This is a genomic window from Nocardia sp. NPDC002869, assembly GCF_046764065.1.
GTDB lineage: Bacteria > Actinomycetota > Actinomycetes > Mycobacteriales > Mycobacteriaceae > Nocardia > Nocardia rhamnosiphila.
On the sequence record NZ_JBKOOL010000080.1, the window covers coordinates 1 to 25,052 of the forward strand.

A 25,052-nucleotide genomic window follows, 5' to 3' on the forward strand; every position below is an offset into this window, starting at 1 on the left:
CGAGACTCGCGCCTGCGGCGCATGCGCTTCGAGGCCTGAACGGCGAGACGGGCCTCAACCCTTTGAGGTGTCTCGTAAAACTCGACACATGCGGTTACGTCGGCGTTCGACGGCCGAATCGGTATGCAGGCTTGTGGGGGTAACGGGCGTGGACCACTCTCTGCTTCGTTTTGTTGGTGATTGCCACCTTCAGGAGGGGACCTCACCTGCCCTGTTGACAAAATACCCTAGGGGGGTACCGTAACCACAGAGAGCAGGAGGGCGGAGAGTCGCCCGAGCCTCCACGGAAACGGAGCATCGAATGAATACGCCGACAAAGTTCGCCGGGTTCGCGCTCGGACTCGTCGCGTTGTTCGGGGTCGCGCTGGGCGTCGGTGCCCTGGCCGGCACCGGGGACAGCGAGCCGGAAGCCCACGACGCCGCGGCCGGTGAAGCCGCCGGGGACGCGACCCCCGGTGGGCTGACCAGCAGCGCAGGGGGCTACACCCTGGTCCTGGACGAGCCGGTCACCACCGCCACCCGCGCGGCGACCCTGCGGTTCCGGATCGAGGACAGCACCGGGCGGCCGGTGACGCGGTACACCCCGAACCACGAGAAGGACTTGCATCTGATCCTGGTTCGCCGTGATACCGCCGGCTACCAGCATCTGCACCCGGCGCTTGGTCCGGACGGCACCTGGAGCACCCCGGTCGACCTCACCCGTGCCGGCGACCACCGGGTCTTCGCCGATTTCGTCACCGCCGAGGGGCAACCCTTCACCCTGGGAGCCGAACTACGGGTCGCCGGGCAGTACACGCCGCGTCCGCTGCCGGCGCCGAACACCACAGTCACCGTGGACGGCTACACCGTCGCCCTGAACGGCACCGTCGCTCCCGGGCGCGCCACCGATGTCACTTTCACCGTCACCCGCGACGGCGAGCCCGTGACGGACCTGCAGCCCTATCTGGGGGCGTACGGTCATCTCGTGGCGCTGCGGACCGCCGACCTCGGCTATCTCCACGTCCATCCGGCCGGTCACCCCGGTGACGGGAGCACCCCGGCCGGGCCGGGCGTAACCTTCGCGGTGACGGCGCCCGGCACAGGCGACTACCGGCTGTTCTTCGAGTTCCGCCACGGCGGGGCCGTGCACCGCGCCGAGTTCACCGTGCCCGTCGCGGAAACCGCCGGGGACCCGGCCGGGCACACCCCGGCAGACGCAGAGACCGCCCCCGAACCCACCGGACACGGCCATGGGCACTGACCCCCGGCCATCGGAGCCGACGATGAGCACACAGACTGCACCGGACACCGCGCAGACCGATACCCGGACCGCTCGGGTCGAGTTGGTGATCGGTGGGATGACCTGCGCATCCTGCGCCAATCGCATCGAGAAGAAACTGAACAGGCTCGACGGTGTGACCGCGACGGTCAACTACGCCACCGAGAAGGCCCGCGTGCACTACCCGGACACCGTGGCGCCGTCCGATCTGGTGGCGGTGGTGGAGCAGGCCGGCTATACCGCGAGCCTGCCGCAGCCGCCCGCCGCGGAACCGGGCACCACCGAACCGGCCGACCCCGCCGACCGGCTGCGCACCCGGCTACTGATCTCGCTGGTGCTGACCGTACCGGTGATCGCCATGGCGATGATCCCGGCGTTGCAGTTCACCAACTGGCAGTGGCTCTCGCTGACCCTGGCCGCGCCGGTCGTGGTGTGGGGCGCGCTGCCCTTCCACCGGGCGGCCTGGACCAACCTCCGGCATGCCACCGCGACCATGGACACCCTGGTCTCGCTCGGCACCCTGGCCGCTTTCGGCTGGTCGATCTACGCGCTGTTCTGGGGCACCGCCGGTACGCCGGGGATGACGCACCCCTTCGAGTTCACGATCGCCCGGATGGACGGCACCGGCAGCATCTATCTGGAGGCCGCGGCCGGGGTCACCACCTTCATCCTGGCCGGCCGGTACTTCGAGGCCCGGTCCAAGCGACGGGCGGGCGCGGCACTGCGGGCACTGCTCGAGCTCGGCGCCAAAGAGGTCTCGGTCCTGCGCCGGACCGGGCAGGACGACTGGACCGAACAGCGGATACCGGTCGAACAACTGTCCGTCGGCGACCGTTTCGTGGTGCGGCCGGGCGAGAAGATCGCGACCGACGGTGTGATCACCGACGGCGTCTCGGCGGTCGATGTCTCCATGCTGACCGGCGAATCGGTGCCGCTGGAGGTCGGGCCCGAGGACGCGGTCACCGGCGCCACCGTGAACGTGGGTGGCCGGATCACCGTGCGCGCCACCCGGATCGGCTCGGACACCCAGCTCGCACAGATGGCGAAACTGGTCGAGGACGCACAGACCGGGAAGGCGCAGGCCCAGCGGCTGGCCGACCGGATCTCCGGCGTCTTCGTACCGATCGTCATCGCGCTCGCCGTCGCCACGCTCGGATTCTGGCTCGGCACCGGCGGTTCGGTCGCGGCGGCCTTCACGGCAGCGGTGGCGGTACTGATCATCGCCTGCCCCTGCGCGCTGGGCCTGGCCACGCCGACCGCGCTCATGGTCGGGACCGGGCGCGGCGCTCAGCTCGGCATCCTCATCAAGGGACCGGAGGTGCTGGAATCCACCCGCCAGGTGGATACGGTCGTCCTGGACAAAACCGGCACCGTGACCACCGGCCGGATGGCCCTGGTCGACGTGGTGGCCGCCGCCGGCGAAGACACCGGCGAGGTGCTGCGGCTGGCCGGATCGCTGGAGGACTCCTCCGAACATCCGATCGCCCGTGCCATCGCCGAAGGCGCCCGGGAACGGACGGCCGGGCTGTCTCCGGTCGAGAGCTTCCGTAACAGTGCCGGACTCGGTGTGGAGGGCGTGGTGGACGGCCGTGCGGTGGTCGTCGGCCGGCCGGGCCTGCTCGCCGACTACGCACTGCACCTCGACGATGCGCTGCAGGAGTCGTTGCGGGAGGCCGAGAGCCAGGGCCGCACCGCGGTGGCGGTCGGCTGGGACGGCCGGGCCCGCGGGGTGCTCGTGGTCGCCGATACGGTGAAACCGACCTCTGCCGAAGCGGTTTCCCGCCTGCGGGCTCTCGGTCTGACCCCGATCATGCTCACCGGGGACAATGCCACCGCGGCAGATGCCATCGCCCGGCAGGTCGGTATCGACCAGGTGATCGCGGAGGTGCTGCCGCAGGACAAGGTCGCGGTGATCGAACGCCTGCAGCGGGAGGGCAAACGCGTCGCCATGGTCGGTGACGGCGTCAACGATGCCGCCGCGCTCGCCCGGGCCGATCTGGGCCTGGCCATCGGCACCGGCACCGATATCGCCATCGAGGCCGCCGACCTCACCCTGGTCCGGGGCGACCTCACCGCCGCCCCCGACGCCATCCGGCTCGCCCGCCGCACCCTCGGCACGATCAAGGGCAACCTGTTCTGGGCCTTCGGTTACAACGTCGCGATGATTCCGCTGGCCATGGCCGGCCTGCTGAATCCGATGCTGGCCGGTGCCGCCATGGCGTTCTCCTCGGTGTTCGTGGTCAGCAACAGTCTGCGGCTGCGGAAGTTCCGCCCCACCCACTGACCGGGCACGACCCCGCCGGGCCCCGGATGTCCCACATCCGGGGCCCGGCGTGTATTCAGCTCACGGGTTCGCGGTCCCCCGGAACCGGCGCTCTGGCCGCGACGATCACCGCGATCAGGGTCAGGACACAACCGAGCACTTTCACCAGGGACAGCTCCGCGCCCGTGGGCAACAACCGGTCCAGGACGAGCGACGCCGTCAATTGGCCCGCCACCGTGCTCAAACCCATCAGCAGCACCCCCACCCATCGCACCACCAGCACACCGGCGGCGATGAACAGCACTCCGATCACACCGCCCAGATACAGCCACGGTTCGCGGGGGAATTCGGCCGGCACACCGGTCCGGACCACCACCAGCCCTTCCACGATCAGCAGGCCCAGCAGGCCGACGGCGAAGTTGATCACCGTGGCGGCGAACGGGCTCCCGGTCGTACCGATCCGGCCGTTCCACGCCTGCTGCCAGGCCAGCCCGATGCCGGCCGCCGCGGGTAGCAGCAGAAGCAGCGGTCCCGGGACACCTTCGAGCCACGACGAGGTGCGCAGCGATTCCGGCGCCGAGCCCCCGGACCCGGCCAGCAGTACCGCGCCCACCGCCAGCACCGCGCCGCCGAGCCGCGCCGCGGTGACCGGGGTGCGGCCGCCCGGGCCCACCCCGAGCCGGTCCACGAGCAGACTGCTCAGCAGCTGACCGGATACCGCCGCGACCGTGAACGCCGTGACTCCGAGCGCGGCGACCGTCAGCGACTGGCTCGCCACGAACAACCCGCCGAACAACCCGCCCAGCAACTGCCAGGGCCGCAATTCGCCCGCGGCGACCGAGCGACGGACCGCCCGCAGCCCCGCCCGGAGCCGGGAGCTGAACAGCACCGCCACCGCCAGCACCAGGAAACCGCTGCCGAAGCTCACCACCGCCGCCGCGACCCCGTCCTGCAGCCGCACCCCCAGCTCACCGTTGATCCGTCCCTGGACGGCGACCCCGGCTCCGATCAACAGCCCGGAACCCAGACCCCACCGCCGCGAAACCATGACCGCACCCTACCGACGCGGGCGTCCACGGTGCCCGGGCCGGTCATCCGCGGCTCAGGTCTGCGCATCGGTCTCCGATCCCGGCCGCGGCGGCAGCCAGAACGGTGTCAGCACGCCCAGCGCCAGGATGGCGACACCCAGCAGCGCGATCGTCGAGGAGACCGACAGCCACACTGTGGCCAGCGCGACGAACCCGAAAACCGCGAGGGACAGCAGCTCCTCGAGCAGTCCGGACACCGACATCACCGTGGCACGGGCGGGCCCGCTGATGGCGTCCTGGAGCCGCGCCTCGGCGACGATCGCCGCGTTGTACACCACCCCGTAGGCGGCGGCGATCGAGGCGAAACCCAGCCCGGTACACAGGTAGACCGCGCCCGGCCAGCGCACCGCCAGCCCGGCGACCACCGCGCCCGCACCGAACAGCACCCCGGCCGCCCCCAGCGCCCACGCCAGAATGCGCGCGGGAAGCACCTCGGTCCGGCCGGCCAGCAACGAACCGAGCAGTGAACCGACCACGGTCACACCCACCAGAACGGGAACGAACGAAGTGGCCACACCCGCTTCCCCGGCGACCAGCCCGAAGTACTCGTCGAACGCGGTGATCCCGTACAGCAGGGCGCCGAGCACCACGCCGTGCCGGACCGGCCGGACCCGGACCGCCTCGGCGACACCGGTCCGCAGCATCAGCAGATACCGTCCCAGCGTTCCCGCCCCGGCCGCGGCCGGGGCCTCGGCCCGGGCCCCCGGACCGGTGGTCACCGGCCGGGGACTCGGGGTGATGACCGCGGAAGTCGCGCTGTCGGCGCCCGTCTCCTCCAGCTCGCCCACATCGGCGGCCGAGACGGATTTCGGCGCCGCGGGCAGGCTCGCGGCCAGCGCGGTGTGCAATACAGCGCACCCCACACTGACCCAGCCCACCAGCTCGTATCCGCCCCACAGGTACAGCGGAGTCGCGGCGAGGATGGCGAGCACCGCGCTCGACTCGCTCCCCGTGCGGGTGTAGCCGATCACCCGGGCATAGGCCCGGGCCGCACCGCGGGCGGCGAGTTCGTCGTAGAGCAACGCCTCGAACGTTCCGGAGCGCAGTGAACCGGCCACGCCCCACAGCACGAACCCGAGCGCGAAGCCGACAAAGGACGGCGCCACCGTCCACACCACGAAACCGGCCGACATCAGCAAGCCGTTCAGGATCAACAGCCCACGCCGGGACACCGTATCCGCCCACGCCCCCGAGGGGACCTCGAACAGAAAGGCCGTCACCGACCAGAAAGCCAGCAGGAGCGAGATCTGCCCCGGACCGAAGCCGTGATCGGCGAAGAGAAGCGCGTACAGCGCGTAGTAGGGAACCAGGTCCCCGGTCGCAGTGAACAGGGTCGCTCGCAGGGCGAGCGCGCGTAGTCCGGACTTACGGCCGAAATCCGTGGATCCGGCTCAACGGTGGTAGAAGACCAGTCGCATAGCGATCAGCATCCGCGAGACGTGCCCGCGGGTCAAGCGGTTTTCTTACATGCGGACCGCAGACGTTGTGAACGCGGGTCGCTACCGGCCGGAGTTCACAGCGGTACCCAGCCGTTCTCGTCGGCTGCGGCATCGCCCAGCGCGCGGGTGCTCAACCCGCCGAGGCGGCCGCTGTTCATATCACCGATCAGTTCGGCCACCGGATGCGAATCGCTGTAGTGGTAACCCTGCGCCAGCGCGAAACCCAGTTCGGTCAGTACGGCGGCCTGATGCTCGGTCTCCACGCCTTCGGCGATGACCTGCAGATCCAGCGATTTGCTCAGGGCCGCGATCACGCCGAGCAGCGGCGGGGCGGGCGAATCGGAGCGGATGGCGGCCACAAACGACTGGTCCACCTTGATGATGTCGCTGGGCAGAGTCGCCAGCCGGCTCAGCGAGGAGTACCCGGTACCGAAATCATCGATGGCGATCCGCACGCCGCGGTCGCGCAGCGTGTGCAGGTTCGCGATGGCGGTATCGGATTCGGCGGCCAGTTCGGTCTCGGTCACCTCGAGGACCAGCTGCTCCGCGGGCCAGCCGGTGGTCTCGAGGATCGTGGCCACCTTGTCCGCGTATCCCGACTCCGCCAGTTCCAGGCCGCTCACGTTCACGTTCAGGGTCAGCTCCAGGGCGGCGAAGGTCTCCTGCAGCTGTGCGGCGTCGGCGCAGGCCCGGCGCAACACCAGTTCGTCCAGGTCGGCGATGAGGTCGTACTCCTCGGCGACCCGGATCAGCCCCTCGGTGGTGACATCGGGCTGGGCGCTGGACGACCAGCGCAGCAGCGCTTCCACCCCCACCGCCTTCTCGCCGCCGTCGCTGAGGCTGACAATCGGCTGGTAGTGCACGTCCAGACTGCCGTTGTCGATGGCTTCGCGCAGTTCCACGGCCAGCGGCGTACGATGCCCCGACTCGAGTACGGTGCGGTTGCGACCCGCCTGCTTGGCCCGGTACAGACCCACATCGGCCCGGCTGACCAGCAGCGAGGCCGATTCCCCCGGCTGCCAGGAGGTGACCCCCGCCGAACACCCGGTGCTCACCGCGGCGCGCAGCTCCTCGGTGAGCAGGATGGCGGCCTGCTCGGTGGTATTGGGCAGCAGTGCCGCGAACACGTCACCGCCGTAGCGGGCCAGCCGCTGATCGGGCCCGAGCAGGGCGGCCCAGGTATCGGCGACCTTCTGCAGCACCGCGTCACCGGCGCGGTGCCCCAGATGATCGTTGACCTTCTGGAAGCGGTCCAGGTCCACCAGGACCAGCGCCAGCGCCTGGCCGGAACGATCGGCCTGTTCCAGGGCGGTATTGAGTGCGCGATCGAAACCCCGGCGATTCAGCAACCCGGTGAGGGTGTCGATATCGGCCTCCGAGGCCATCCGGGTCAGGATGCCCACCACGACCCCGACACCGAAGGTGATACCCGCCGGGATGAGCCCGGACCACCACGGCAGGCCGGCGCGGGTCGGCAGCACCCACAGGCACAGCGCCATACACAGCGCGATATGGGCCGCGGCCTGTGTCCAGGCGAAGAACAGGGCAGCGTCGCAGGCCACGAACACGTAGAACGAGGCGAGCGTGATCGCCGCGACGGTATTGGGGAACGAGTGCACGGCGATGGTCACCAGGACGGTCGCCAGAACGACGTAGACGTGGTGCAACCAGTGCGGCATCCGGGGACCCCACCCGAGCAGGCTTATGCCCAGCAACAGGGCGATCGCCGCGGCCGAACCGACCAGCGTCCGGTTGCCCTCGTCGCCCGGGTGCAGCACCTGGGTGGGCGCGACGGCGGTCACCAGCAGACCGAGGATCCCGCCCATGACATAGAAGGCCCCGGTGGTCCGGGACATGACCATGGCCGTTGCCACACCAGACGCGGCCCGTACCCGCGTTCGGGTGTCGCCGCGAGACCCGCTTCCTCGCACGATGAACAGCCTAAACAACTGATCAGCTCACCGGCGACCCAACCGGGGATATGAGGTACCCCGATTTCCCGCCGCGCAACCACATCAGTTCGGCGGAACGAGCAGGTCGGTACCGATAAAAGGCACCAGAGCTGCGGGAACCCGCACCGAGCCGTCGGCCTGCTGATGGTTTTCCAGCAGCGCGACCAGCCACCGGGTGGTCGCGAGCGTGCCGTTGAGCGTCGCGGCGATCTGCGGCTTACCGTTCTCGTCGCGGTAACGGACCGATAGCCGCCGTGCCTGGAAGGTCGTGCAGTTCGACGTCGAGGTCAGCTCGCGGTAGGTGCCCTGGCTCGGCACCCAGGCCTCGCAGTCGAACTTCCGCGCGGCCGAACTGCCCAGGTCACCGGCGGCGACATCGATGATCCGGTAGGGCACGTCGAGGGCGGCGAGCATATCCCGTTCCCAGGACAGCAACCGCCGGTGTTCGGCGTCGGCGTCCTCGGGGCGGCAGTAGACGAACATCTCGACCTTGTCGAACTGGTGCACCCGGATGATGCCGCGGGTGTCCTTGCCGTAGCTACCGGCCTCCCGCCGGAAACACGATGACCAGCCCGCATAGCGCTTCGGCCCGGCGGCGAGATCCAGGATCTCGCCGGCGTGATAGCCGGCCAGCGGCACCTCGGAGGTACCGACCAGGTACAGATCGTCTTCTTCCAGGTGGTACACCTCGGCCGAATGCTGGCCCAGGAAACCGGTGCCCGCCATGATCTCGGGCCGGACCAGCACCGGCGGGATCATCATGGTGAAACCGTTGGCCACCGCCCGCTGGGCCGCCAGTTGCAGCAGGCCCAGCTGCAGCAGCGCGCCGTAGCCGGTGAGGAAATAGAACCGCGACCCCGACACCTTCGCGCCGCGCTCCATATCCATCAGCCCCAGCGCCTCACCCAGGTCCAGGTGATCACGCGGTGTGAAATCGAATTCGGGTACTTCGCCGATGGTCTCGAGCAGGACGTAATCGTCCTCGCCGCCCGCGGGCGCCCCGTCCTGGACGACATTCGATATCGCCCGGTGCGCCTCCTGCAGGTCGGCCTCGGCGGCATGCTGGGCGGTCTCGGCCTCCTTGACCCGCACCGACATCTCCTGGGCCTGTGCGAGCAACGCCGGGCGCTCCTCCTTGCTCGCCTTGCCGACCTGCTTACCCATGGCCTTGTGCTCGGCGCGCAATTTATCGGCGGTCGCGATCGCGGACCGGCGCGCGTGGTCGGCGGTGAGCAGCGCGTCGACGAGGGCCGGGTTCTCGCCCCGGGCTCGCTGCGAGGCGCGGACCAGCTCGGGATCATCGCGCAGGAGGCGGAGGTCGATCATGGCTGACCAGCGTAATGGTCGCCGAATTCCCGCCTCAACCGAGTATCGCCCCGGCCCGCCGCGGACCCGCTCCGGACAACACGCGCGCGATCCCGATCGGCCGGGTTCGTGGCACGTTCGGGTGCGGCGCTGCCATGATGGACCGCGATGTCCTCCGAAACTGAGCCCACCAGCCGGCGCGGCCCTCGCGGCGCCCAATCGTTGCGCTCGCGTGCCGCCCGTCCGGGCCGCGGTCGCAGGACCGATGCCGCGCGTCCGCGGTCCGACGGACCGGCAGCGCCGGAGTCCCCGGGCCGGAGCGCGGCGGCCGGGCAGCGCCGGAACCGGCCCCGCGCCGGCGCACCGGGTAGTTCCCGCCGGACCGGCGGGAAACCGCGCCGGGTTCCGGCGCCCAGGTTGCGCTGGGGCCTGCTCGCGGTCGCCGTGGGCGCGGTGGTCGCGGCACTGGGCACCATGCTGATCAGTGGATTCGACAACGATTCCAATCTGCAGGCCCGCAGCCCGGGCGGCTCGGTGGCCAAGGCCGAGAAGGTGTTCGCCTCCGTCGGCACCGGCGACTGTCTCACATGGACCAAACCCGACCATTCCGATCTGGTCGAACTCGATTGCGCCGACGACCATCTCTTCGAGGTCACCGACACCATCGACCTGAGTGTCTACCCGGGATCCGAATTCGGGCCCGAAGCGCCGTGGCCGGATTCCCTGCGGCTCACCGAGCTCCGCGAGGAACACTGTGTGCCCGCCGCGCAGCGGTATCTGAACGGCCGGCTCGATCCGCGCGGCCGCTACGCCGTCGGGTTGATGTATCCGAGCAACGACGGCTGGATCAACTCCGGCGACCGTATCCTGCGCTGCGGGTTGCAGGTCCCGGGACTCAGCGGCAACCCGATCGCCACCACGGGCCGGGTCTCCGACGGCGACCAGTCGAAGATCTACGAAGCCGGCGTCTGCCTCGGTATCAGCCAGAACCTTCCGACCGATCCGATCGACTGCGGTCAGGAACACGCGGTCGAGATCGCGGCCACCGTAGATCTGTCCCAGCGCTTCCCGGGCGGGCCACCGGCCAAAGAGGACCAGGATCGGTACCTGGAGGAGGAATGCGGCCGCCTAACCAACGAATATCTCGGCGGCCCCCATGTGCTGCGGGACAAGACGCTGACGGTGTTCTTCGACTTCATCGATGTGCGCAGCTGGCTGGCGGGTAGCCGCAAACTCGACTGCATGATCGGAAAGGGCGCCGACCAGGAGGGTTTCGCGCCGATCGTGGGTCCGGCGCGGGGCCGGTTGCTCATCAACGGCCAGGAACCCGTCCCGCCGCCCAACTCCGGACGTTCGACGCCCAAGCCGCTGCCCGGCGCCGCACCGCTGCCCCCGCAGCCGGAACCGCGTCCCGCGCCCCGGTAGCCGGAGCACGACGATGCCGGTCCGCATGTCCGAGGCACGATTCGAGGAACTGGTAGGCGATGCGCTGGACCAGATCCCGGCCGAGCTGACCCGCGCCATCGACAATGTGGTGATCCTGGTCGAACCGCGCAATCCCGACGACCCGCATCTGCTGGGTCTCTACCACGGGATCGCGCTGACCGAACGCGACAGCCACTACGGCGGCTCGCTGCCCGATACCGTCACCATCTACCGGGACGCCCTGCTGGACGTGTGCGCGGACGAGTCCGAGGTGATCGAGGAAGTACGAATCACCGTGATCCACGAAATCGCACACTATTTCGGGATTGACGAAGACCGTCTCCATCAGCTGGGATGGGGTTAAGCTCAGACCGGTCCACGCAACGAGCCGGCAGGGGATGCACGGGCGGGGGCTGGGCCGACGGAGAAAGTTTCGGAATCGATGGAACCGCCAGCGGGGGTATCGCGTCCGATCTACTCGTAGGGGGAATTCTCGTGGTTCCGCCCAAGAGCCGCCACCAGAAGGAGTCGAGGACATGATTGGCAACGTCGACGTCACACCGGAGCTCATCCTCGCCGCCGCGGTCGAGCTGGATCTGCTCGCCGACAGGCTGGCCGGGGTCGCCGCGGCCACCGTACCGGCCACCTATGTCGTGCCGTCCGGCGCGGACGAGGCCTCGGTACACGGTGCGATGCATATGAACAAGGCCGCCGCCACCCATCAGACGTCGCTCGCCCAGGCCGTCCTCGAACTGCACCATACGGCCGCGATCCTGCGCACCCAGCTGGCCCAGTACCTGGTCCAGGACGCGGCCTCGGCGGGCGTGCTGGCGCTGACCGGGGCGCCGTTCGGGTCGATCGCGGTCTAGTGGCGCTGCCGGGCGGAGCCCGTCCGCGGCCATCCGGCGGAACGGAGGCGGTGGTACGGCGGGCCCACACGAAGGCCGGAACCGAGGAGCAGAGCACGGTGACCACGCATATGCGGCGAGACCGCCGATTCACCATCGATAGTTCACAAGGGGAGAGACAAGCATGACCGCAGGTATCACCGGGGTGTTCTGGCTGCCCAGACTCGCCGAGGGGAATTCGATTGCGCTGAACGCGGGCTCGCACGCCATTCCGATGAGCGCGGCCGCCGGCGCATGGGGTGGGCTCACCGGTGCGTGGGTCGATGCCACCGCCACTGTCGTCCGGGTCATGGCCGAGCTCGGCGTGGGTATGCAGAGCGTCAACGGTATCGGTGCCCTGGCCCGGCTCGTCGGCTTCACCGGATGGGCCGAGCAGCAGGGCGCGATGGCCGCGACCCTCGGCACCAAGGCCGTCTCGCAGGCCACCGCCTACACCGTCGCCTCGATCGCCATGCCGAGCCTGCCCGAGATCGTCGCGGTCAATGCCGCTCGTGTAGCGGCGCATTCCACCGGCGGCGTCCTGAACGGCACCTCCGAGGTGGCCGAGGCCGCCAAGGCCGCCCTGGATCTGCGGGCCGCGCTCACCATGGAGACCTACGAGGCGGCCATCACCGCCACCGTGCTCACCCCCGGTGAGTTCTTCAATCCGCCACCGATCGCCAACGGCGCAGGGCAGGTCGATTCCTCCTCCGCCGAAGAGGCCATGAAGGAGGCCAACGGCGACCCCGTGAAGATGCTGGCCGCCGCCGGCACCGCGCTGGCACAGAATCCCGGAGTGGCCGGCGCGGCAACGCAGGCGGCGCATGTCGCCGGCTCGGTGGCGAGCACCGGCGTCACCACGGTCGGCAATCTCGGGGCCAACGCGCTCGTCGCGGCCACCACCTCCGCCCCGGCTCCGACTGCCGTGGCGCCGCTGGCGCCCTCGATGATCACCGGAGGCGTAGCGGCCACCGCCGCGGCGGCCACCCGGGCCGGCGGTATGCCCGGTGGTTCGGCACTCGGCCTGAACAACGGTGGCCTGAAGGTGCCCGAGGGGTGGGGCGCCCCCGCGGCGAATGCCACGGCCCCGGCCACGGAGACCCTCGCGGTCACGCGCGGGGAGGCGGCACCGGTGCGTCCGGCCGGCACCGGTTCGTCCACCAGCCCACTGCTGGGCAATTCGCGCGGCGCCGCCGGCGAGGACGAGCAGGAACACGACGGCGCCGAGTACCTGCGCGGTGATCACTTCACCGACGGTCGCTACATCGCGGACGGCGTGATCGGCGCCGAACCGCCACGAGGGGACAAGTGACAGTGCTCGGGGCAGGGCGCGGACCGTCGACACTGGCGGCGGTCACGCTGTCCCTCGACGAAATGCAGTACCTCCTGGAGGCACTGGAAATCGACGAGGTACCCGTCGTACTCGACGCACGGGGCCGCTACGACAACCAGGTCGACCACGACGCCGCGATGGACGCCGCGGCCCGGTCGCTCACCGACCGGGACCTGTTGGACGGTGAACGAATTCATCCGGAACTCGCGGAACGCCTCCGCGGCCTGTACCGGCCGCACTGGGTGGTCGCACTGCGCCTGATCGTCGCCGGGCAGGTGAGCCGGATGTGCCTGGCAAAGGGTGACGACCTGGTGACCGTGGCCCTGCGCGGCCCGCAGACCTATGTGATCGACGAGGCGGCCGAGGATCTGCCCGGCCCTGTCATCATGGCGCTCGGCCCGGCCGAGGCACTGGAACTCACCGGGATGAACGCGCCCACCGAGCAACTCGTGCCCATCTTCGACGACGCGGGAGATCCGACGGCCACCGCCGCCCGGCTGTCGAAGGTCGGTAATCCCCCGCGGGACGCGCAGGCGATCGCCTCGGCGATGGCGCACTGCGACTCGCACGCGGAGATCGTCGGTGTGGTGTACGGCGACGCGAGCCGCGATATCGCGGAAAACCATATCGCCGTATTCGATACCCGGGCGGGCCGATTCATCGCGACGGCCAGCCTGGCCGATGACGGCACCAAATGGACCTCGTTCAGCAGTGGCACCGATGCCCGGCTCCGGATCGCGCTCCAGGATCTGATCAACTCGCTGCCCGAACGCGCCGAGTTCCCGCGGAGCCCGAACCTCGCCTAGGCGGCCTCAGCCCATCGGGTCGTCGGCGCCGGCTTCCGCCTTCACCCCGAACGGCGGAGTGAACCGACCCCAGCGGACGCACTCCCAGCCGCCGTCCGGGCGCGGGACGAGTTCGATCGTCTCGGTGTTGTCCAGGTGGTTGTTGGTGGTGAACGGTGGCGCCACCCCGGCGAGGAACCTGCCGACCAATCGCATGGCGGCGCCGTGGGTGACGACCAGAATGTCGCCGCTGTCGTTACCGTCGAGGAACTCGGTCCGCAGCTCGGTCACCGCCGGGACGAAGCGATCCAGCACCTCCTGCGCGGTTTCGCCGCCGTCGATGCGCTCGTCCAACCGGCCCTCGTGCCACAAGCGATACACAGCCTGGAACCGGTCGTGGGCCTCTTTGGTGTTCAGCCCGTCCAGAGCACCCAGCTGCACCTCGTGTACGCCGTCGCGCTCTGTCGCGGTCACACCGGTAGCGGCCTCGATATAGCCGGCCGTCTGGCGAGCGCGCAGAGCCCGGGAGTGGAACAGCGCACGCGGCGGGGCGGTCAGCGCCGAACCGAATGCCTTGGCCTGCGCCACGCCACGCTCGGTCAGCGGGAGGCCGGGGAGTTTGGTGTCCAGGATCTTGGCGACATTGCCTTCGGTCTCCCCGTGTCGCACCAAGATCAGTTTCGCGCTCACGGCGTCTCCTTCGAAGCTGTTACATGTGGTCCGCGGAGGCCGTAGCGAAGGCCGAGGTACCGTGTCACAGCGCCTCCTCGAAACCGTTGCATGCGGTCCGCGGAGGCCGTAGCGAAGGCGGAGGTATCGCAGTACCGCATCACAGGTCGGCTACCCCCTTGCGAAGCTGGGTCAACCAGATCGCGGCGTCCTCGTCCGACGGCGGCGGGGTGCCCGTCGCCGAGGTGGCCGGCCAGGATCCGAGGAACCGGATACGCGCGGTGCGGTGCAGCGCTTTGAGCGCCTCGGCCACCGCGGCGTCTTCGATATGGCCGACACAGTCCAGGTAGAAGCGGTAGGTGCCCATACCGGTACGGGTGGGCCGGGATTCGATCCGGGTGAGGTCGACACCGCGGGTCGCGAATTCGGCGAAAGCGCGCATCAGCGAGCCGGGCATATTCGGCAGTTCCTCGAGCACGATGGAGGTCCGGTCGGCGCCGGTGGGGGCCGGCGCCACCCGCGGAGCGGTGACCAGAACGAACCGGGTGACCGCCTGCTCGTGGTCGGCGACGCCCGATGCCAGCGCGATCAGTCCGAGCCGCTCCCCCGCGAGCATGGTGGAAACCCCGGCGTCGGCCAGCCCGGCCCGCACATCTTCGGCGGCGGCGGCATTCGAGCTCGAGGTGTGCAACGCCACCTCGCCCCAGGTCCGCTGGACCCACTGCCTGACCTGAGCGAGCGCGACCGGATACGCCGCCAGCGTGCGCACCGCGCCGATCTCGGTGCCCGGACGCGCGACGATGGTGAAGGTCACCTCCAGTTCGACCTCGGCGATGATCTGCAGCCGGGGCCCGATCGCCAGCGAATCGAGAGTCGCCGAGATGGAGCCTTCGACAGAACTCTCGATCGGCACCACCGCCGCGGTCACCTCGCCTGCCCGGACCAGGTCCAGGGCGGCGGACTGGCTGGGCGCGGCGATCCGCTCGACCGGCCCGTCGAAGGACCCCGAGCTCTCGAATTCGGCGAGGGCCATCTCGGTGAAGGTTCCGGACGGACCGAAATACGCGATACGCGGCACGTCTACGAGACTACTGGTGCGTGCGCCGGGTCCGCCGACCACGGGATCCGGACGATCGCGAGACCTTGAACAGGTCGGGCCCGGTGACGCGGACACCGGACCGGATCACTAGCGACGGCCCCTCGGAGCCGGGTTCGAGCGCGTGCCCGCGATACCGGACCGTCGCCTGCGGGGCCACTCCGGTCAGCTCAGCGCGGCCCGCAGCGTCTGCTCCAGTTCGGCGGGCTCGTCGCTCTCGATCCCGAGCAGCACCTCGCGGACCGCATCGACCGCGCCCCCGGAGAGGCCGGACAGGAAGTCGGTATCCGGGCTGCGCAGGGCGGTGCGGATATCGTCGCCGCACAGCGCGGCGGCGGTGGCGGCGACGATGGCGAGCGCGCGGGCGGCGGTATCGCCGCGGGCCGCGAAGCCGTCCGGGCTGTGCGCGACCTCGGCCAGCAGGTCGGCGACCCCTTCGTCGGACAGGGCCGGCTCGACCATCCGCACCCCGGCGAACGTTCCGGTCGGGACCACCAGGCCGTCGACGAGTCCGCGTTCGGTCGTGCGCTTCGGGACGGTCAGTTCGACAAGTACCGGCTGCGATTCACCAGCTACCACACCGAGATCGTATGCCCGGGATGCCCGCAACCCCACCGCGCATACCCCCCGAACAGGGACGGCCGGTCACATCCGCCGGTGCCTGCACCATCGATGCCCTTGCGTCACATCCGACTTTAACTTAGCTTAGGTTTACCTAAATCGAAGCTTGTGAAGTCGGGCACGCCCGCAATGGAGGTACCGATGGCGCCGATCGCCGCCGCACCCGCCCCGTCCACCGCCGAACGTGTCCGCAGCGCCTGCGTGCATGCCGAACAGGCGGTGCTCGCCCTCCCCGGCGCGGACCCGACGCCGGTATCGGTGCATTTCCTGCGCCGATGCGGCGACGTGGTGATCGCGGTACCCAACGACAGCGCGGCCGTGTGCGCGGCGAACACCGCCATCGCCGGCGCACCCGCCGTCCTCGAACTCACCGACCACGCGCCGCTTCCCCTGCGTGAACCGGTCCGGACCCTGGTCTGGTTGCGCGGCTGGATCCGTGGGGTACCGGCCCGCGCCGAGCGGACACTGGTCAGCGCTGTCGCCGAGGAACACCCGCATCCCGGCCTGCTCGATATCGGCCACACCACCACCCTGCTGCGCCTGGTACTGAACTCGGCCGTGGTGGCGGACTCCTCCGGAGCCGAATCCGTCTGTGTGGACGAATTGCGGCTGGCCGCTCCCGACCCCTTCTGCGGAATGGAATCGGCCTGGCTCCAACACCTCGAGGCCGACCACGCCGACGTGGTCGCCCAGCTGGCCCGGCATCTACCGGCGAAACTCCGCCACGGCCGCATCCACCCCCTGGCCATCGACCGCTACGGCCTCACTCTGCGCATCGAAGGTATCGACGGCGACCACGATTTCCGCCTCCCCTTCGCGACCCCGGCCGGCGACATCGAAGCACTGGGACGCGCCGTCCGCACTCTGGCCGGCTGCCCCTTCCTCAACGGCCTGCGCCGCGGCTGACCCGATCGCCGCCGCCTACGGCGCGGTGACCGGCCCCTCGGGACGTAGATTCTGGGTATGCGTGAGAGCAGCCCGGTCGACGACCGGACCGGGGAGCAGCGGGGGATCCGGCTCGAGATCCTGGTCCTCCTCGGTGTGACCTTCGGGCTCAGCGGTATGAACGCGGCGCTGTCACTGCTGGAGAGCGCGCTCGCGCCGGGCGGCGTCGGCGAGCAGACAATCGCGCTGAACTCGTCGCGGGCCACCCAGTCCTTCATCGATCTGCTCTTCCAACTGCTCGGGGTCCTGCGTTTGGCGGCGTGGGCGGGACTGGCGCTCTACCTGCTGTGGCGTAGCGGTATCGGTCCGCGGGCGATCGGACTCGCGCGTGCCCGTTTCCGGCCGGACGGGTTGTACGGTCTGGCGCTCGCCGCCGTCATCGGGCTGCCCGGTCTGGGGTTGTATCTGATCGCGCAGTCGCTCGGCGTGAATGTGACGATCGTGCCCGACGCATTGAGCGACCACTGGTGGCGCATTCCCGCCCTCGTGCTCTCGGCCTGCGCGAATTCGGCGGCCGAGGAGATCGTGGTGGTGGCCTTTCTGCTGACCCGCCTGCGCGCACTGGGCTGGTCGGACAATTCGGCGCTGGCCGCGTCCGCGCTGCTGCGCGGGAGCTATCACCTCTACCAGGGGCTGGGCGGCGGGCTCGGCAATGTGGTGATGGGGGTGATCTTCGGCCGGTTCTGGCAACGCACCGGCCGGCTGTGGCCGCTGATCATCGCGCACGCCGTGATCGACGTAGTGGCCTATGTCGGCTACGGGTTGCTGCACGGCCGGGTGTCCTGGCTGCCCTAGCGGGGTAAGCCGTCTATACCGGCGCAGGGCGCTCACCTGCGGGTCGAACGGACGTCGCCGACGCTGACAGAACAGGCCCCGATCGATAAGTACAGTTTGATGATGATGAACGGCGACGACCCACGTATGCGCCGGGTGCCGCCGCACAGCGGGGGACCCGGACGAGCCGGCGCGCGCCGGCCCCCTCCGCAGAGTGCTCGTCCCCCGGTAGAACCGCCGCAGGTCATGCGCCGTAATCCCGGCCCGGGACAGCCGGGCCGCCCCACCGAACGCTACGAACCGCCCCGGGCCTGGTCACAGAGTTCGCAGGGTCGTAACGCTCCCCCCGCCCGGCCACTCGCGCCGGGCCGCGGCGGCAAACCCCCGACGCAACGTCCGGTGCCGTACCGCGAAGGCGACCACGCCCCTACCCAACGCCCGGTCCCCTACCGCGACGGCCGCCGCCGGCCGCCGCCGACGGGGAACCCACCGGGCCGCCGCCCGGCAGCGCCCCCGCCCCGGCGTCCGCGCCGTAAACGCCATATCGGCCGCTGGTTCCTGGCAATCCTGCTGACTCTGCTGGCCCTGCTCGTCTACGGGGTCGTGAAGCTCGACGGTTCGCTCACCCGCATCGACGCGCTCACCGACTACGAGGACCGGGTCGGCAACACCGCCGGCACCAACTGGCTGCTGGTGGGCTCGGACAGCCGGGCCGGACTCTCCGAGGAGCAGACCAGCGGTCTGGCCACCGGCGGCGAGGTCGGCGATCCGCGCACCGACACGATCATCCTGGTGCACGTCCCACCATCGGGCCGCACCACGCTGGTGAGCCTGCCCCGCGACTCCTACGTCGATATTCCGGGTTACGGCCAGGACAAGTTGAATGCCTCGTTCGCCTTCGGCGGCGCACCGCTGCTGGCCGAAACAGTGGAGATCGCGACCGGGCTGCACATCGACCACTACGCGGAGATCGGTTTCGCCGGTTTCGCCGGCGTCGTGGACGCGCTGGGCGGTATCGACATCTGCGTGCCGCAGGCCATCAACGACCCCCTGGCCGGTATCGACCTCCCGGCCGGCTGTCAGGAACTGAACGGCCCGCAGGCCCTCGGTTTCGTCCGCAGCCGCGCCACCGCCCTCGCCGATATCGACCGGATGAACAACCAGCGCCTGTTCCTGTCGGCCCTGCTGGAGAAGGCGACCAGTCCCGCCACCCTGGTCAACCCCTTCGCCCTGTGGCCGATGGCCCGCGACACCGCCGGTTCACTGACCGTGGACAAGAACGACCACATCTGGGACCTGGCCCGCCTCGCCTGGGCACTGCGCGGCGACACCCTCGCCACCACGGTCCCGGTCGGCGGTTTCGCCGATACCGACAGCGGAAACGTCCTCCTCTGGGCCGACCCCGACGCAAGCCGCTTCTTCGAAGCCCTGGCCGACGGCGACCCGATCCCCGCGGACCTGGCAGGCGAATAGGCGCCTGCGCACCGAAGAATCTTCTCGCCGAGCGAAAGGTTGTTCGCCCGCCCCTCCGCGCCCGGCCACCCGCAGAGGGGGGACAACCGGCTGGCCGGCCGCGGTGTCTCACCGGCGTCGCAGGTCGAAGGCCTGCAGTCACGTCGTTCATGCCTGAAACTCGCCGGCTGCGCCGCATGCGGTGTGCGGTCGGCTGTCCGAGGGATATGGTCTCCGATCGCCTCCGGGGATGGCGGAACGGGCCTCCGGCCTTCGGGCCCAGCCGCGATCATCACGCCCGGCTCCCGCACGCAGGCGATATACCGGCCCACCGATTCCGCGACCACCCACCTCACCGAACCCGATCCACACCCCGGCGCACTCATCGACCTGGTGGTACGGGAGCGCTGCCTCGACCGATGATGCACGGCAGACCAAGTGACCCGCTCCCAATAGATGTGACCAGTCGGAATTAGAGTCCCATTGGCCCTGGTGAGGGCCGGAAGGGACGATAGAGACCATGGCTGGACGGAAACGGCATTCTGCGGAGGACATCGTGCGCAAGCTCCGGCGCGCCGATGAACTGGCCGCGGAAGGCTTGACCGGTGAGCAGATCGCCGCTGACCTGGGGGTATCGGCGGCGACGCTCTATAACTGGCGCCGCCAGTACGGCGGTATGGACACCGATGCCGCCAAGGAACTCAAAGAGCTGAGGGAACAGAACGCCAGGCTCAAGCGCCTGCTGGCCGATGCGGAGTTGGAGAAAGACGCGCTGCGCGAGATCAGCAAGGGAAAATTCTAGGCCCAGCGGCCAAGCGGCGAGCCGCCGATATGCTCCGGGAGGTTATGGGCATGTCGGAGCGGTTCGCATGCAAGGTCGTTGGGCTCGCGCGGTCGACGTATCGGCGGCTGCCGGCGGCGCAGACACCCGCTGATCCCGATGCCGGGACACGGGCGTGGCTCCGCAGCTATGCGGCCAAACATCCGTGTCACGGGTTCCGCAGGGCTTGGTCGGCGCTGCGGTTCGACGAAGGCCAACGGATCAACATCAAGCGGGTGCACCGGCTGTGGCGGTGCGAGGGCTTGCAGGTCCGCACGCACCATCCGCGCAAACGCGCCGGTGTCTCGTCGATCCCGCCGGTGGCTGCGGACGCACCACGGGTGGTGTGGGCGCTGGATTTCCAGTTCGACTCCACCGTCGACGGGCGGGCGGTGAAGATCGCGTCGATGATCGACGAGCACACCCGCGAATCACTGTTGCACCTGGTCGAGCGTTCGATCACCGGGGAACACCTGGTGGCCGAACTGGAGCGGGTCTTCGCTGCCCACGGGACGCCGAAAGTGCTGCGGTGCGACAACGGCCCGGAAATGATTTCTGCAGCACTGCAATCGTTTTGTGAGGACAGGGTGGGTATCTCCTATATCCCGCCGGGCACGCCCTGGAACAACGGGTTCGTCGAGTCGTTCAACCGGCGCCTGCGGGTCGAGTGCCTGAACCGGAACCACTGGACGAGCCTGCTCGAAGCGCGGGTAGTGATCGGCGACTTCAAACACGAGCACAACCACCGGCACCGGCATTCGGCGCTGGGCTATCTGACCCCGGCCGAGTACGCTGCGGCCTGCACCCACACCCACCACCCGGTGGGCTGCGACATCAACTGAATACCGATGACAACGCTCGGACTCTGAAACCGGGTGGTCGCACTATCGGGGACCGGTCACTTCGGTTCTTCCGTCAGTCGTAGCGGATCCGGTTCCAAGCCGGATCCAATCTCTTCATCCAGTCGATGCACTACTAGAGTGGATTCACTTCTGGTGAATCCACTACTAGAAGAGTCCACTACTTTGGTGTCGGTTTTTTCAGCACGGTGGGTGTCACTTTTTTCGACAGGGGGGTGTCGGTTTTCTCGACACGGTACCTCTGATGGTGTCGGTTTTTCCGACACCCCCTCTGGATCGGGCAGGTAGACCGTCGCCGACAGTCGTTCGACCTCCTCCGGGGTAAACCGGGTGTTCGACAACTGGATGTGCCAGACCTCGTGACTCTGCTTCAACCCCGTCCGGCCGTACGGCTGGCGAACCAACCACCCGCGAGCCTGAAGATTGCTCAGGGCCTTGCTTACGGTCGTCCGGTGCATATCCAGCTTTTCGGCAATCTCTACGGCCGATGTCTTCCATTTCTCGGTATGAGACCACACATAGAGAGCTACCGATCGGGCTGCCGCTGTCAGCTCCCGGTCTCGGGCAAGTTCCATCGGGAGCGACGCGTAAAGCGTTCCGGTGGGGCCATCGGCCCCGAGTTCCCCATAGTGTTTGATCGGGAATCTTTTACTGTTCGTTTCGTTTGTCATAGTGGCCTATCGCCCTGTCGTTTGTGTTAACTATTCCACCGGCAAGCCGACAGCGGCCAAAAGCACGCGTCGGAAGCCGTCCTTCGAAGTGGTCCGTTCACCGTTGGGCCAGATCATCACCGGCAGTTCCAACCGGTCCAGCAGTGCAATAACCTTGTGTTCCGGCATGTTCAGGTCACGAACCAAAGCCCAAACCGGTAACCGGTCACCTTTATGTATGAATACGCTTTTCATCTCTCTTCTTTCTCCAGAAATGACGAAAGGCGCACAACCCCGCGCGCCCAACGTCCGGAAATCCGCCTACGGGCGAATCAGGGGGTTCTAATCGGCATCCCCGATAAGCCACAACCGCGACACCACTTCACCCCAAGCCATATGTTCTTCCGGCCTGGTTTCTTCCCACACCAAAACCGCGTCGGGATGCTCCGCCAAATACGCGGCAACCGGCGCGTACAACACACTGTCGAGTTTCACCAACGGCGACCGAGCTTCCAGCAGGAATTTCGAGCCGTGCATCACGTACGTGTTCGCGTACAGCATCCAAGGACTGACAATCTCGACCCCTTCACACGGGGTTCCGCCTTCGACCTCGAAGCCTGGTTGTTCGTCGTTCATCCCCGCATCCTCACCGCTCGAAGCTTTCGGCATGTCTACCGCCGTCAGGGCCCGAGATGTTGCAGAACCCATAGGATCCGCAGTCTGGTTGCGGTCGGCATCATCGCAGCGGGAGCACACGAACACCTGTCCGCCGTGCGGGCCGAAACCCGCCGGGTACATCGGCCGATCCGGGTCACGGTCGCGCAACTGGTTGTACCCACACCCGGTGATGCACTCCCAGCCTTCGGCCTGGTCGCTGGTGAGGGAATCGAGCCGGTCCGCCCATCGGGTAATCCGGTCGTCGTACTCGTTGCGAGTGGTTGGGTCTACGCTGGTCACTGAAATCTCCTCATAGCCTGGGTAGGTTTCAACACACCCGGAGAGCGGTTGCACCCGCTCTCCGGGTTTTTCTCGTTGTGAAGCCGACATTAGCCACCACCTACACAGAACGTCAAGCGCGCTTAGCGAACTATGGAAAATCAGTCGCGGTGTTAATATGTCAAGCGTGTTGGACGAACTTATTCGGAAGATGAAACAGAACCGGCAGACCCGCCAAGCCCACACCGACGCCATAGACGAGCTAGACCAGGAGTTCGGCGAACTGGTGCGCCAAGCGTTCGAGGCGGGCGACAGGGGTATCGGCCAGAGGATTGCCGACGCAACCGGGCTCACCCGTGCCCGGATCAGCCAGTACCGACTAGGGAAGCGCTGAGGGTACCCGAAAAGTGGGTGCCCTCAGGGAGGTAGCCGTTGGTTCAGCCAACGGTCACCCGGCACACCGGGGGCGTCAATCCGACTGACCCGGTCGTATACGGCCTTACTGAACTGGTCAAACCGAAGTTGACCTATCATTTTGATGTGTTACCAATCCGAGACCTATCAAGTCGATAGGTCTCGGCCGGTCACCGTCTCAGGTTGAATGCGACCATTTGCCGCTTCTGATCCACTCGGATTTCTTGCATGGCTCCCCGGACGTCTGATGTCTGAATCGTGTACGCCGGGCGCAACGCCAGCAGCCGGACAACATCCTGCTCAGTCAGACCACCTCCGCCCGCCTGAGCGGGTGCGAGGTTCCCGGCGAACTTCCTGAGTTGTTCCGGAGAGTTGAAGATCGGTTCCGGAGACTTCGACAGGTTGATACCCATCTGTCCCGGTTCCAGCCAACCACCGTTGTCGAACACCTTTACGTTCTTGAACAACTGCTGAGCCCACAGCGGGACGACACCGGCAGAGCCGGGAACGAATCCCAGTTGTGCGTCTATATCGTCCTGGGAGAACGTGCCCACCGAACCGACCGAGGCTTTGACCGCGTCGGAGATGGATCCGGTCTTGGAGTCCGATTGAAGTTTCAGACCCTCGTCGGCAACGTCCCACCAGTGCGACGAACCGATAGCGTCCGGCAACTGGGCTTTGAACGCGTCGTACGCGATACCCGCCAGACCGCTAGCCGCGTTGGTGAACACGTCCCGGATACTTCCCGGGCTGTTGCCCGTAGCGTCCGCATCCTGGAGTGCCCGCGACAGCTCCGCGTCCGCCTTCAGCCGGTCAAGGTCGCTGGCGTCCGGATCGTCGTAGACCTTGTTCCGGTTCTCCCGGGCGTCTTCGATAGCCGAGAGCTTGTCGATACGGTCGGCTTCCTCCTCCGAGAAGGCACGAGCCAACGCGGGGGCTTCCGGAGCCGGTCTATCGGGATCGTCCTCGTTGGAGCCGTCCCGCTTCGCGGTCTTGTCCACAACCTTCTGTTCAGCCTTACGAACATTGAGGTCCGCACGCTGCCGATCGGTGTCCGTCGAATCCGGATCCGCATACACCTCGTCTCGGCGTTCCCGAGCCTCAGTGACATCCAGCTTCAAATCTTCAAGCTCGAGTTGATCCGACTCGGTCCACTCGTTTTTACGAGCTTTAGACCGGCCGTTCCAACCTTCGATCAAAGCGTTCGGCAGATGGAACTTCCTCGGAAGATCCGGATGCAAAGCACCAGCACGGCCGCCCCCGATACCGGAGGTGCCATGAGCGCCGCCGGACTCGACAGGGTGACCGTCGATAGTGGCCGCCATATGCGCATCAGAGACACCAACCTGGAAATAGGTACCCGAGGGTCCCAAACCGGATTCCAAGCCCGCAGTTGCGCCAGCAAGCAGCGACATGGTTGTGTACAGCCGTTTGGTGGATCCGAGGATGCCCATAGCTATTTGCTGCAACCAGCCAACAAAACCGGAGCAATCGAAGTTCAGCGGACCGGTACCGCCCCACTCGTATTTATTTCCTTCGACGGATCGAGCTGCCTTGATGGCATCTTCGATTCCGACCGGGCCGCCTTCGGCTCGTTTGACGAGCGGGACACCGTTACGGATAGCTTCACGGATCCGGTAGATAGCCGAATGTCCCCCGGCTGCGTCCACCTCCGCAGACGGGATGACATGCTCGTTATTCGAAAGAGCAGTCAGGATCGAATCCGACTTGGGACCACCCGGACCGAAGACCGGGCCACCGTTCGCACGGGCCGGAATCGGGGTGTACAGACCCGCATAGGGTCCCAGAGCCGCTGTTGCCTGTTCGAAGGTGACCGTGACCTTCTTGTCCGGGATCTTCGCTTCTATCAGGTGGTTGACCTGGTCGATAACCTGTTGGATGTTCTCGGCTTTGACCGTGAACACACCCGGCTTACCCGAGACCTCTTCGACCTTGCCCCCGGCTTTTTCGATCTCCGCTATAACTGAGGTTCACCCCGAATAGTGGACAGGGGATCAAGCAGCTGTAGCTGCCGCGGAGAGTGAATGTTCGTAAGCGATCGGGCTGATCATCCCGATCG

23 protein-coding genes are annotated in these 25,052 nt (G+C 67.8%); 12 read left to right on the forward strand and 11 right to left on the reverse strand.

From position 1 onward, the window contains the following. Window positions 1-301 precede the first annotated feature (301 nt). On the forward strand, window positions 302-1,240 hold the full coding sequence (locus ACLML9_RS16480) for a hypothetical protein (protein WP_411946355.1): 939 nt from the start codon (window positions 302-304) through the stop codon (window positions 1,238-1,240). Window positions 1,241-1,262: 22 nt separating this feature from the next. Next, window positions 1,263-3,542, forward strand: a complete 2,280-nt coding sequence (locus tag ACLML9_RS16485; RefSeq protein WP_411946356.1) for a heavy metal translocating P-type ATPase — start codon at window positions 1,263-1,265, stop codon at window positions 3,540-3,542. Window positions 3,543-3,597: 55 nt separating this feature from the next. Here the strand turns inward: ACLML9_RS16485 and ACLML9_RS16490 are convergent, their stop codons facing one another. The 4 genes from ACLML9_RS16490 to serS all read right to left on the reverse strand — a co-directional run bounded on the left by ACLML9_RS16490 (window position 3,598) and on the right by serS (window position 9,326). Next, entirely contained in the window at window positions 3,598-4,569 is a 972-nt protein-coding gene (locus tag ACLML9_RS16490; RefSeq protein ID WP_411946357.1) for a DMT family transporter, read from the reverse strand. 54 nt (window positions 4,570-4,623) lie between these two features. Beyond that, entirely contained in the window at window positions 4,624-5,829 is a 1,206-nt protein-coding gene (locus ACLML9_RS16495; RefSeq protein WP_411946358.1) for an MFS transporter, read from the reverse strand. A 293-nt stretch (window positions 5,830-6,122) separates the two neighbouring features. Further along, window positions 6,123-7,904: a putative bifunctional diguanylate cyclase/phosphodiesterase gene (locus tag ACLML9_RS16500; protein ID WP_411946359.1), complete on the reverse strand. Its 1,782-nt coding sequence runs from the start codon at window positions 7,902-7,904 to the stop codon at window positions 6,123-6,125. 159 nt (window positions 7,905-8,063) lie between these two features. Continuing rightward, window positions 8,064-9,326 carry a serine--tRNA ligase gene (gene serS / locus ACLML9_RS16505; RefSeq protein WP_411946360.1) on the reverse strand — a complete coding sequence of 421 codons (1,263 nt, stop codon included), beginning with the start codon at window positions 9,324-9,326 and terminating at the stop codon, window positions 8,064-8,066. Window positions 9,327-9,473: 147 nt separating this feature from the next. Between serS and ACLML9_RS16510 the strand changes: the two genes are divergently transcribed. From ACLML9_RS16510 to ACLML9_RS16530, 5 genes are all read left to right on the forward strand, one after another. Next, a complete protein-coding gene (locus tag ACLML9_RS16510) occupies window positions 9,474-10,730 on the forward strand; it encodes a septum formation family protein (RefSeq protein ID WP_411946361.1) in 1,257 nt (418 codons plus the stop codon). Window positions 10,731-10,743: 13 nt separating this feature from the next. Beyond that, window positions 10,744-11,094: a metallopeptidase family protein gene (locus ACLML9_RS16515; RefSeq protein WP_411946362.1), complete on the forward strand. Its 351-nt coding sequence runs from the start codon at window positions 10,744-10,746 to the stop codon at window positions 11,092-11,094. Between the two features lie 172 nt (window positions 11,095-11,266). After that, window positions 11,267-11,599, forward strand: a complete 333-nt coding sequence (locus ACLML9_RS16520; protein WP_265803069.1) for a PE family protein — start codon at window positions 11,267-11,269, stop codon at window positions 11,597-11,599. Window positions 11,600-11,762: 163 nt separating this feature from the next. Beyond that, window positions 11,763-12,929 carry a PPE domain-containing protein gene (locus ACLML9_RS16525; RefSeq protein ID WP_411946363.1) on the forward strand — a complete coding sequence of 389 codons (1,167 nt, stop codon included), beginning with the start codon at window positions 11,763-11,765 and terminating at the stop codon, window positions 12,927-12,929. After that, window positions 12,926-13,756: an ESX secretion-associated protein EspG gene (locus tag ACLML9_RS16530; protein WP_411946364.1), complete on the forward strand. Its 831-nt coding sequence runs from the start codon at window positions 12,926-12,928 to the stop codon at window positions 13,754-13,756. The genes ACLML9_RS16525 and ACLML9_RS16530 overlap by 4 nt, the downstream gene beginning before the upstream one ends. A 6-nt stretch (window positions 13,757-13,762) precedes the next feature. On the opposite strand, the gene ACLML9_RS16535 is transcribed toward ACLML9_RS16530, so the two are convergent. The 3 genes from ACLML9_RS16535 to ACLML9_RS16545 all read right to left on the reverse strand — a co-directional run bounded on the left by ACLML9_RS16535 (window position 13,763) and on the right by ACLML9_RS16545 (window position 16,079). Then, the gene (locus ACLML9_RS16535) at window positions 13,763-14,425 is read right to left on the reverse strand and encodes a histidine phosphatase family protein (protein WP_411946365.1); all 663 of its coding nucleotides are present in this window, start codon (window positions 14,423-14,425) and stop codon (window positions 13,763-13,765) included. A 139-nt stretch (window positions 14,426-14,564) separates the two neighbouring features. After that, the gene (gene pheA, locus ACLML9_RS16540; protein ID WP_411946366.1) at window positions 14,565-15,482 is read right to left on the reverse strand and encodes a prephenate dehydratase; all 918 of its coding nucleotides are present in this window, start codon (window positions 15,480-15,482) and stop codon (window positions 14,565-14,567) included. A gap of 183 nt (window positions 15,483-15,665) precedes the next feature. Beyond that, window positions 15,666-16,079, reverse strand: a complete 414-nt coding sequence (locus ACLML9_RS16545) for a hypothetical protein (RefSeq protein ID WP_411946367.1) — start codon at window positions 16,077-16,079, stop codon at window positions 15,666-15,668. Between the two features lie 183 nt (window positions 16,080-16,262). Between ACLML9_RS16545 and ACLML9_RS16550 the strand changes: the two genes are divergently transcribed. The 4 genes from ACLML9_RS16550 (at window position 16,263) to ACLML9_RS16565 (ending at window position 20,954) form a co-directional block, all read left to right on the forward strand. Further along, window positions 16,263-17,027 (forward strand): DUF2470 domain-containing protein, encoded by a 765-nt coding sequence (locus tag ACLML9_RS16550; protein ID WP_411946368.1) that lies wholly within the window; start codon window positions 16,263-16,265, stop codon window positions 17,025-17,027. Between the two features lie 57 nt (window positions 17,028-17,084). Beyond that, window positions 17,085-17,861 carry a CPBP family intramembrane glutamic endopeptidase gene (locus tag ACLML9_RS16555; protein WP_411946369.1) on the forward strand — a complete coding sequence of 259 codons (777 nt, stop codon included), beginning with the start codon at window positions 17,085-17,087 and terminating at the stop codon, window positions 17,859-17,861. A gap of 225 nt (window positions 17,862-18,086) precedes the next feature. Next, window positions 18,087-19,313 (forward strand): LCP family protein, encoded by a 1,227-nt coding sequence (locus ACLML9_RS16560; RefSeq protein WP_411946370.1) that lies wholly within the window; start codon window positions 18,087-18,089, stop codon window positions 19,311-19,313. A gap of 499 nt (window positions 19,314-19,812) precedes the next feature. Next, window positions 19,813-20,954 (forward strand): IS3 family transposase gene (locus tag ACLML9_RS16565; protein WP_411946371.1). Its coding sequence is split into 2 segments (ribosomal slippage): window positions 19,813-20,077 and window positions 20,077-20,954, totalling 1,143 coding nucleotides; the frame shifts between segments, so codons are not numbered across the junction. 56 nt (window positions 20,955-21,010) lie between these two features. Here ACLML9_RS16565 and ACLML9_RS16570 read toward each other — a convergent pair. From ACLML9_RS16570 to ACLML9_RS16580, 3 genes are all read right to left on the reverse strand, one after another. Beyond that, entirely contained in the window at window positions 21,011-21,643 is a 633-nt protein-coding gene (locus ACLML9_RS16570; RefSeq protein WP_411946372.1) for a MarR family transcriptional regulator, read from the reverse strand. Between the two features lie 30 nt (window positions 21,644-21,673). Beyond that, window positions 21,674-21,877: a hypothetical protein gene (locus tag ACLML9_RS16575; protein ID WP_411946373.1), complete on the reverse strand. Its 204-nt coding sequence runs from the start codon at window positions 21,875-21,877 to the stop codon at window positions 21,674-21,676. An 87-nt stretch (window positions 21,878-21,964) separates the two neighbouring features. Then, window positions 21,965-22,579, reverse strand: coding sequence for a hypothetical protein (locus ACLML9_RS16580; protein ID WP_411946374.1), 615 nt, complete (start codon window positions 22,577-22,579; stop codon window positions 21,965-21,967). Between the two features lie 166 nt (window positions 22,580-22,745). On the opposite strand from ACLML9_RS16580, the gene ACLML9_RS16585 reads away from it, so the two are divergent. Then, the gene (locus tag ACLML9_RS16585) at window positions 22,746-22,952 is read left to right on the forward strand and encodes a hypothetical protein (RefSeq protein ID WP_411946375.1); all 207 of its coding nucleotides are present in this window, start codon (window positions 22,746-22,748) and stop codon (window positions 22,950-22,952) included. A 190-nt stretch (window positions 22,953-23,142) separates the two neighbouring features. Here ACLML9_RS16585 and ACLML9_RS16590 read toward each other — a convergent pair whose 3' ends face one another. Continuing rightward, complete coding sequence (locus ACLML9_RS16590) at window positions 23,143-24,897, reverse strand: hypothetical protein (RefSeq protein WP_411946376.1); 1,755 nt, start codon at window positions 24,895-24,897, stop codon at window positions 23,143-23,145. Window positions 24,898-25,052: the final 155 nt, after the last annotated feature.

Excerpts from the sequence above, each read along its gene's own strand:
- ACLML9_RS16480 (WP_411946355.1), top strand. The coding sequence starts at position 302 with ATGAATACGCCGACAAAGTTCGCCGGGTTCGCGCTCGGACTCGTCGCG.
- ACLML9_RS16485 (WP_411946356.1), top strand. The coding sequence starts at position 1,263 with ATGAGCACACAGACTGCACCGGACACCGCGCAGACCGATACCCGGACC.
- ACLML9_RS16490 (WP_411946357.1), bottom strand. The coding sequence starts at position 4,569 with ATGGTTTCGCGGCGGTGGGGTCTGGGTTCCGGGCTGTTGATCGGAGCC.
- ACLML9_RS16500 (WP_411946359.1), bottom strand. The coding sequence starts at position 7,904 with ATGTCCCGGACCACCGGGGCCTTCTATGTCATGGGCGGGATCCTCGGT.
- serS (WP_411946360.1), bottom strand. The coding sequence starts at position 9,326 with ATGATCGACCTCCGCCTCCTGCGCGATGATCCCGAGCTGGTCCGCGCC.
- ACLML9_RS16510 (WP_411946361.1), top strand. The coding sequence starts at position 9,474 with ATGTCCTCCGAAACTGAGCCCACCAGCCGGCGCGGCCCTCGCGGCGCC.
- ACLML9_RS16515 (WP_411946362.1), top strand. The coding sequence starts at position 10,744 with ATGCCGGTCCGCATGTCCGAGGCACGATTCGAGGAACTGGTAGGCGAT.
- ACLML9_RS16520 (WP_265803069.1), top strand. The coding sequence starts at position 11,267 with ATGATTGGCAACGTCGACGTCACACCGGAGCTCATCCTCGCCGCCGCG.
- ACLML9_RS16525 (WP_411946363.1), top strand. The coding sequence starts at position 11,763 with ATGACCGCAGGTATCACCGGGGTGTTCTGGCTGCCCAGACTCGCCGAG.
- ACLML9_RS16550 (WP_411946368.1), top strand. The coding sequence starts at position 16,263 with ATGGCGCCGATCGCCGCCGCACCCGCCCCGTCCACCGCCGAACGTGTC.
- ACLML9_RS16555 (WP_411946369.1), top strand. The coding sequence starts at position 17,085 with ATGCGTGAGAGCAGCCCGGTCGACGACCGGACCGGGGAGCAGCGGGGG.
- ACLML9_RS16560 (WP_411946370.1), top strand. The coding sequence starts at position 18,087 with ATGCGCCGTAATCCCGGCCCGGGACAGCCGGGCCGCCCCACCGAACGC.
- ACLML9_RS16570 (WP_411946372.1), bottom strand. The coding sequence starts at position 21,643 with ATGACAAACGAAACGAACAGTAAAAGATTCCCGATCAAACACTATGGG.
- ACLML9_RS16575 (WP_411946373.1), bottom strand. The coding sequence starts at position 21,877 with ATGAAAAGCGTATTCATACATAAAGGTGACCGGTTACCGGTTTGGGCT.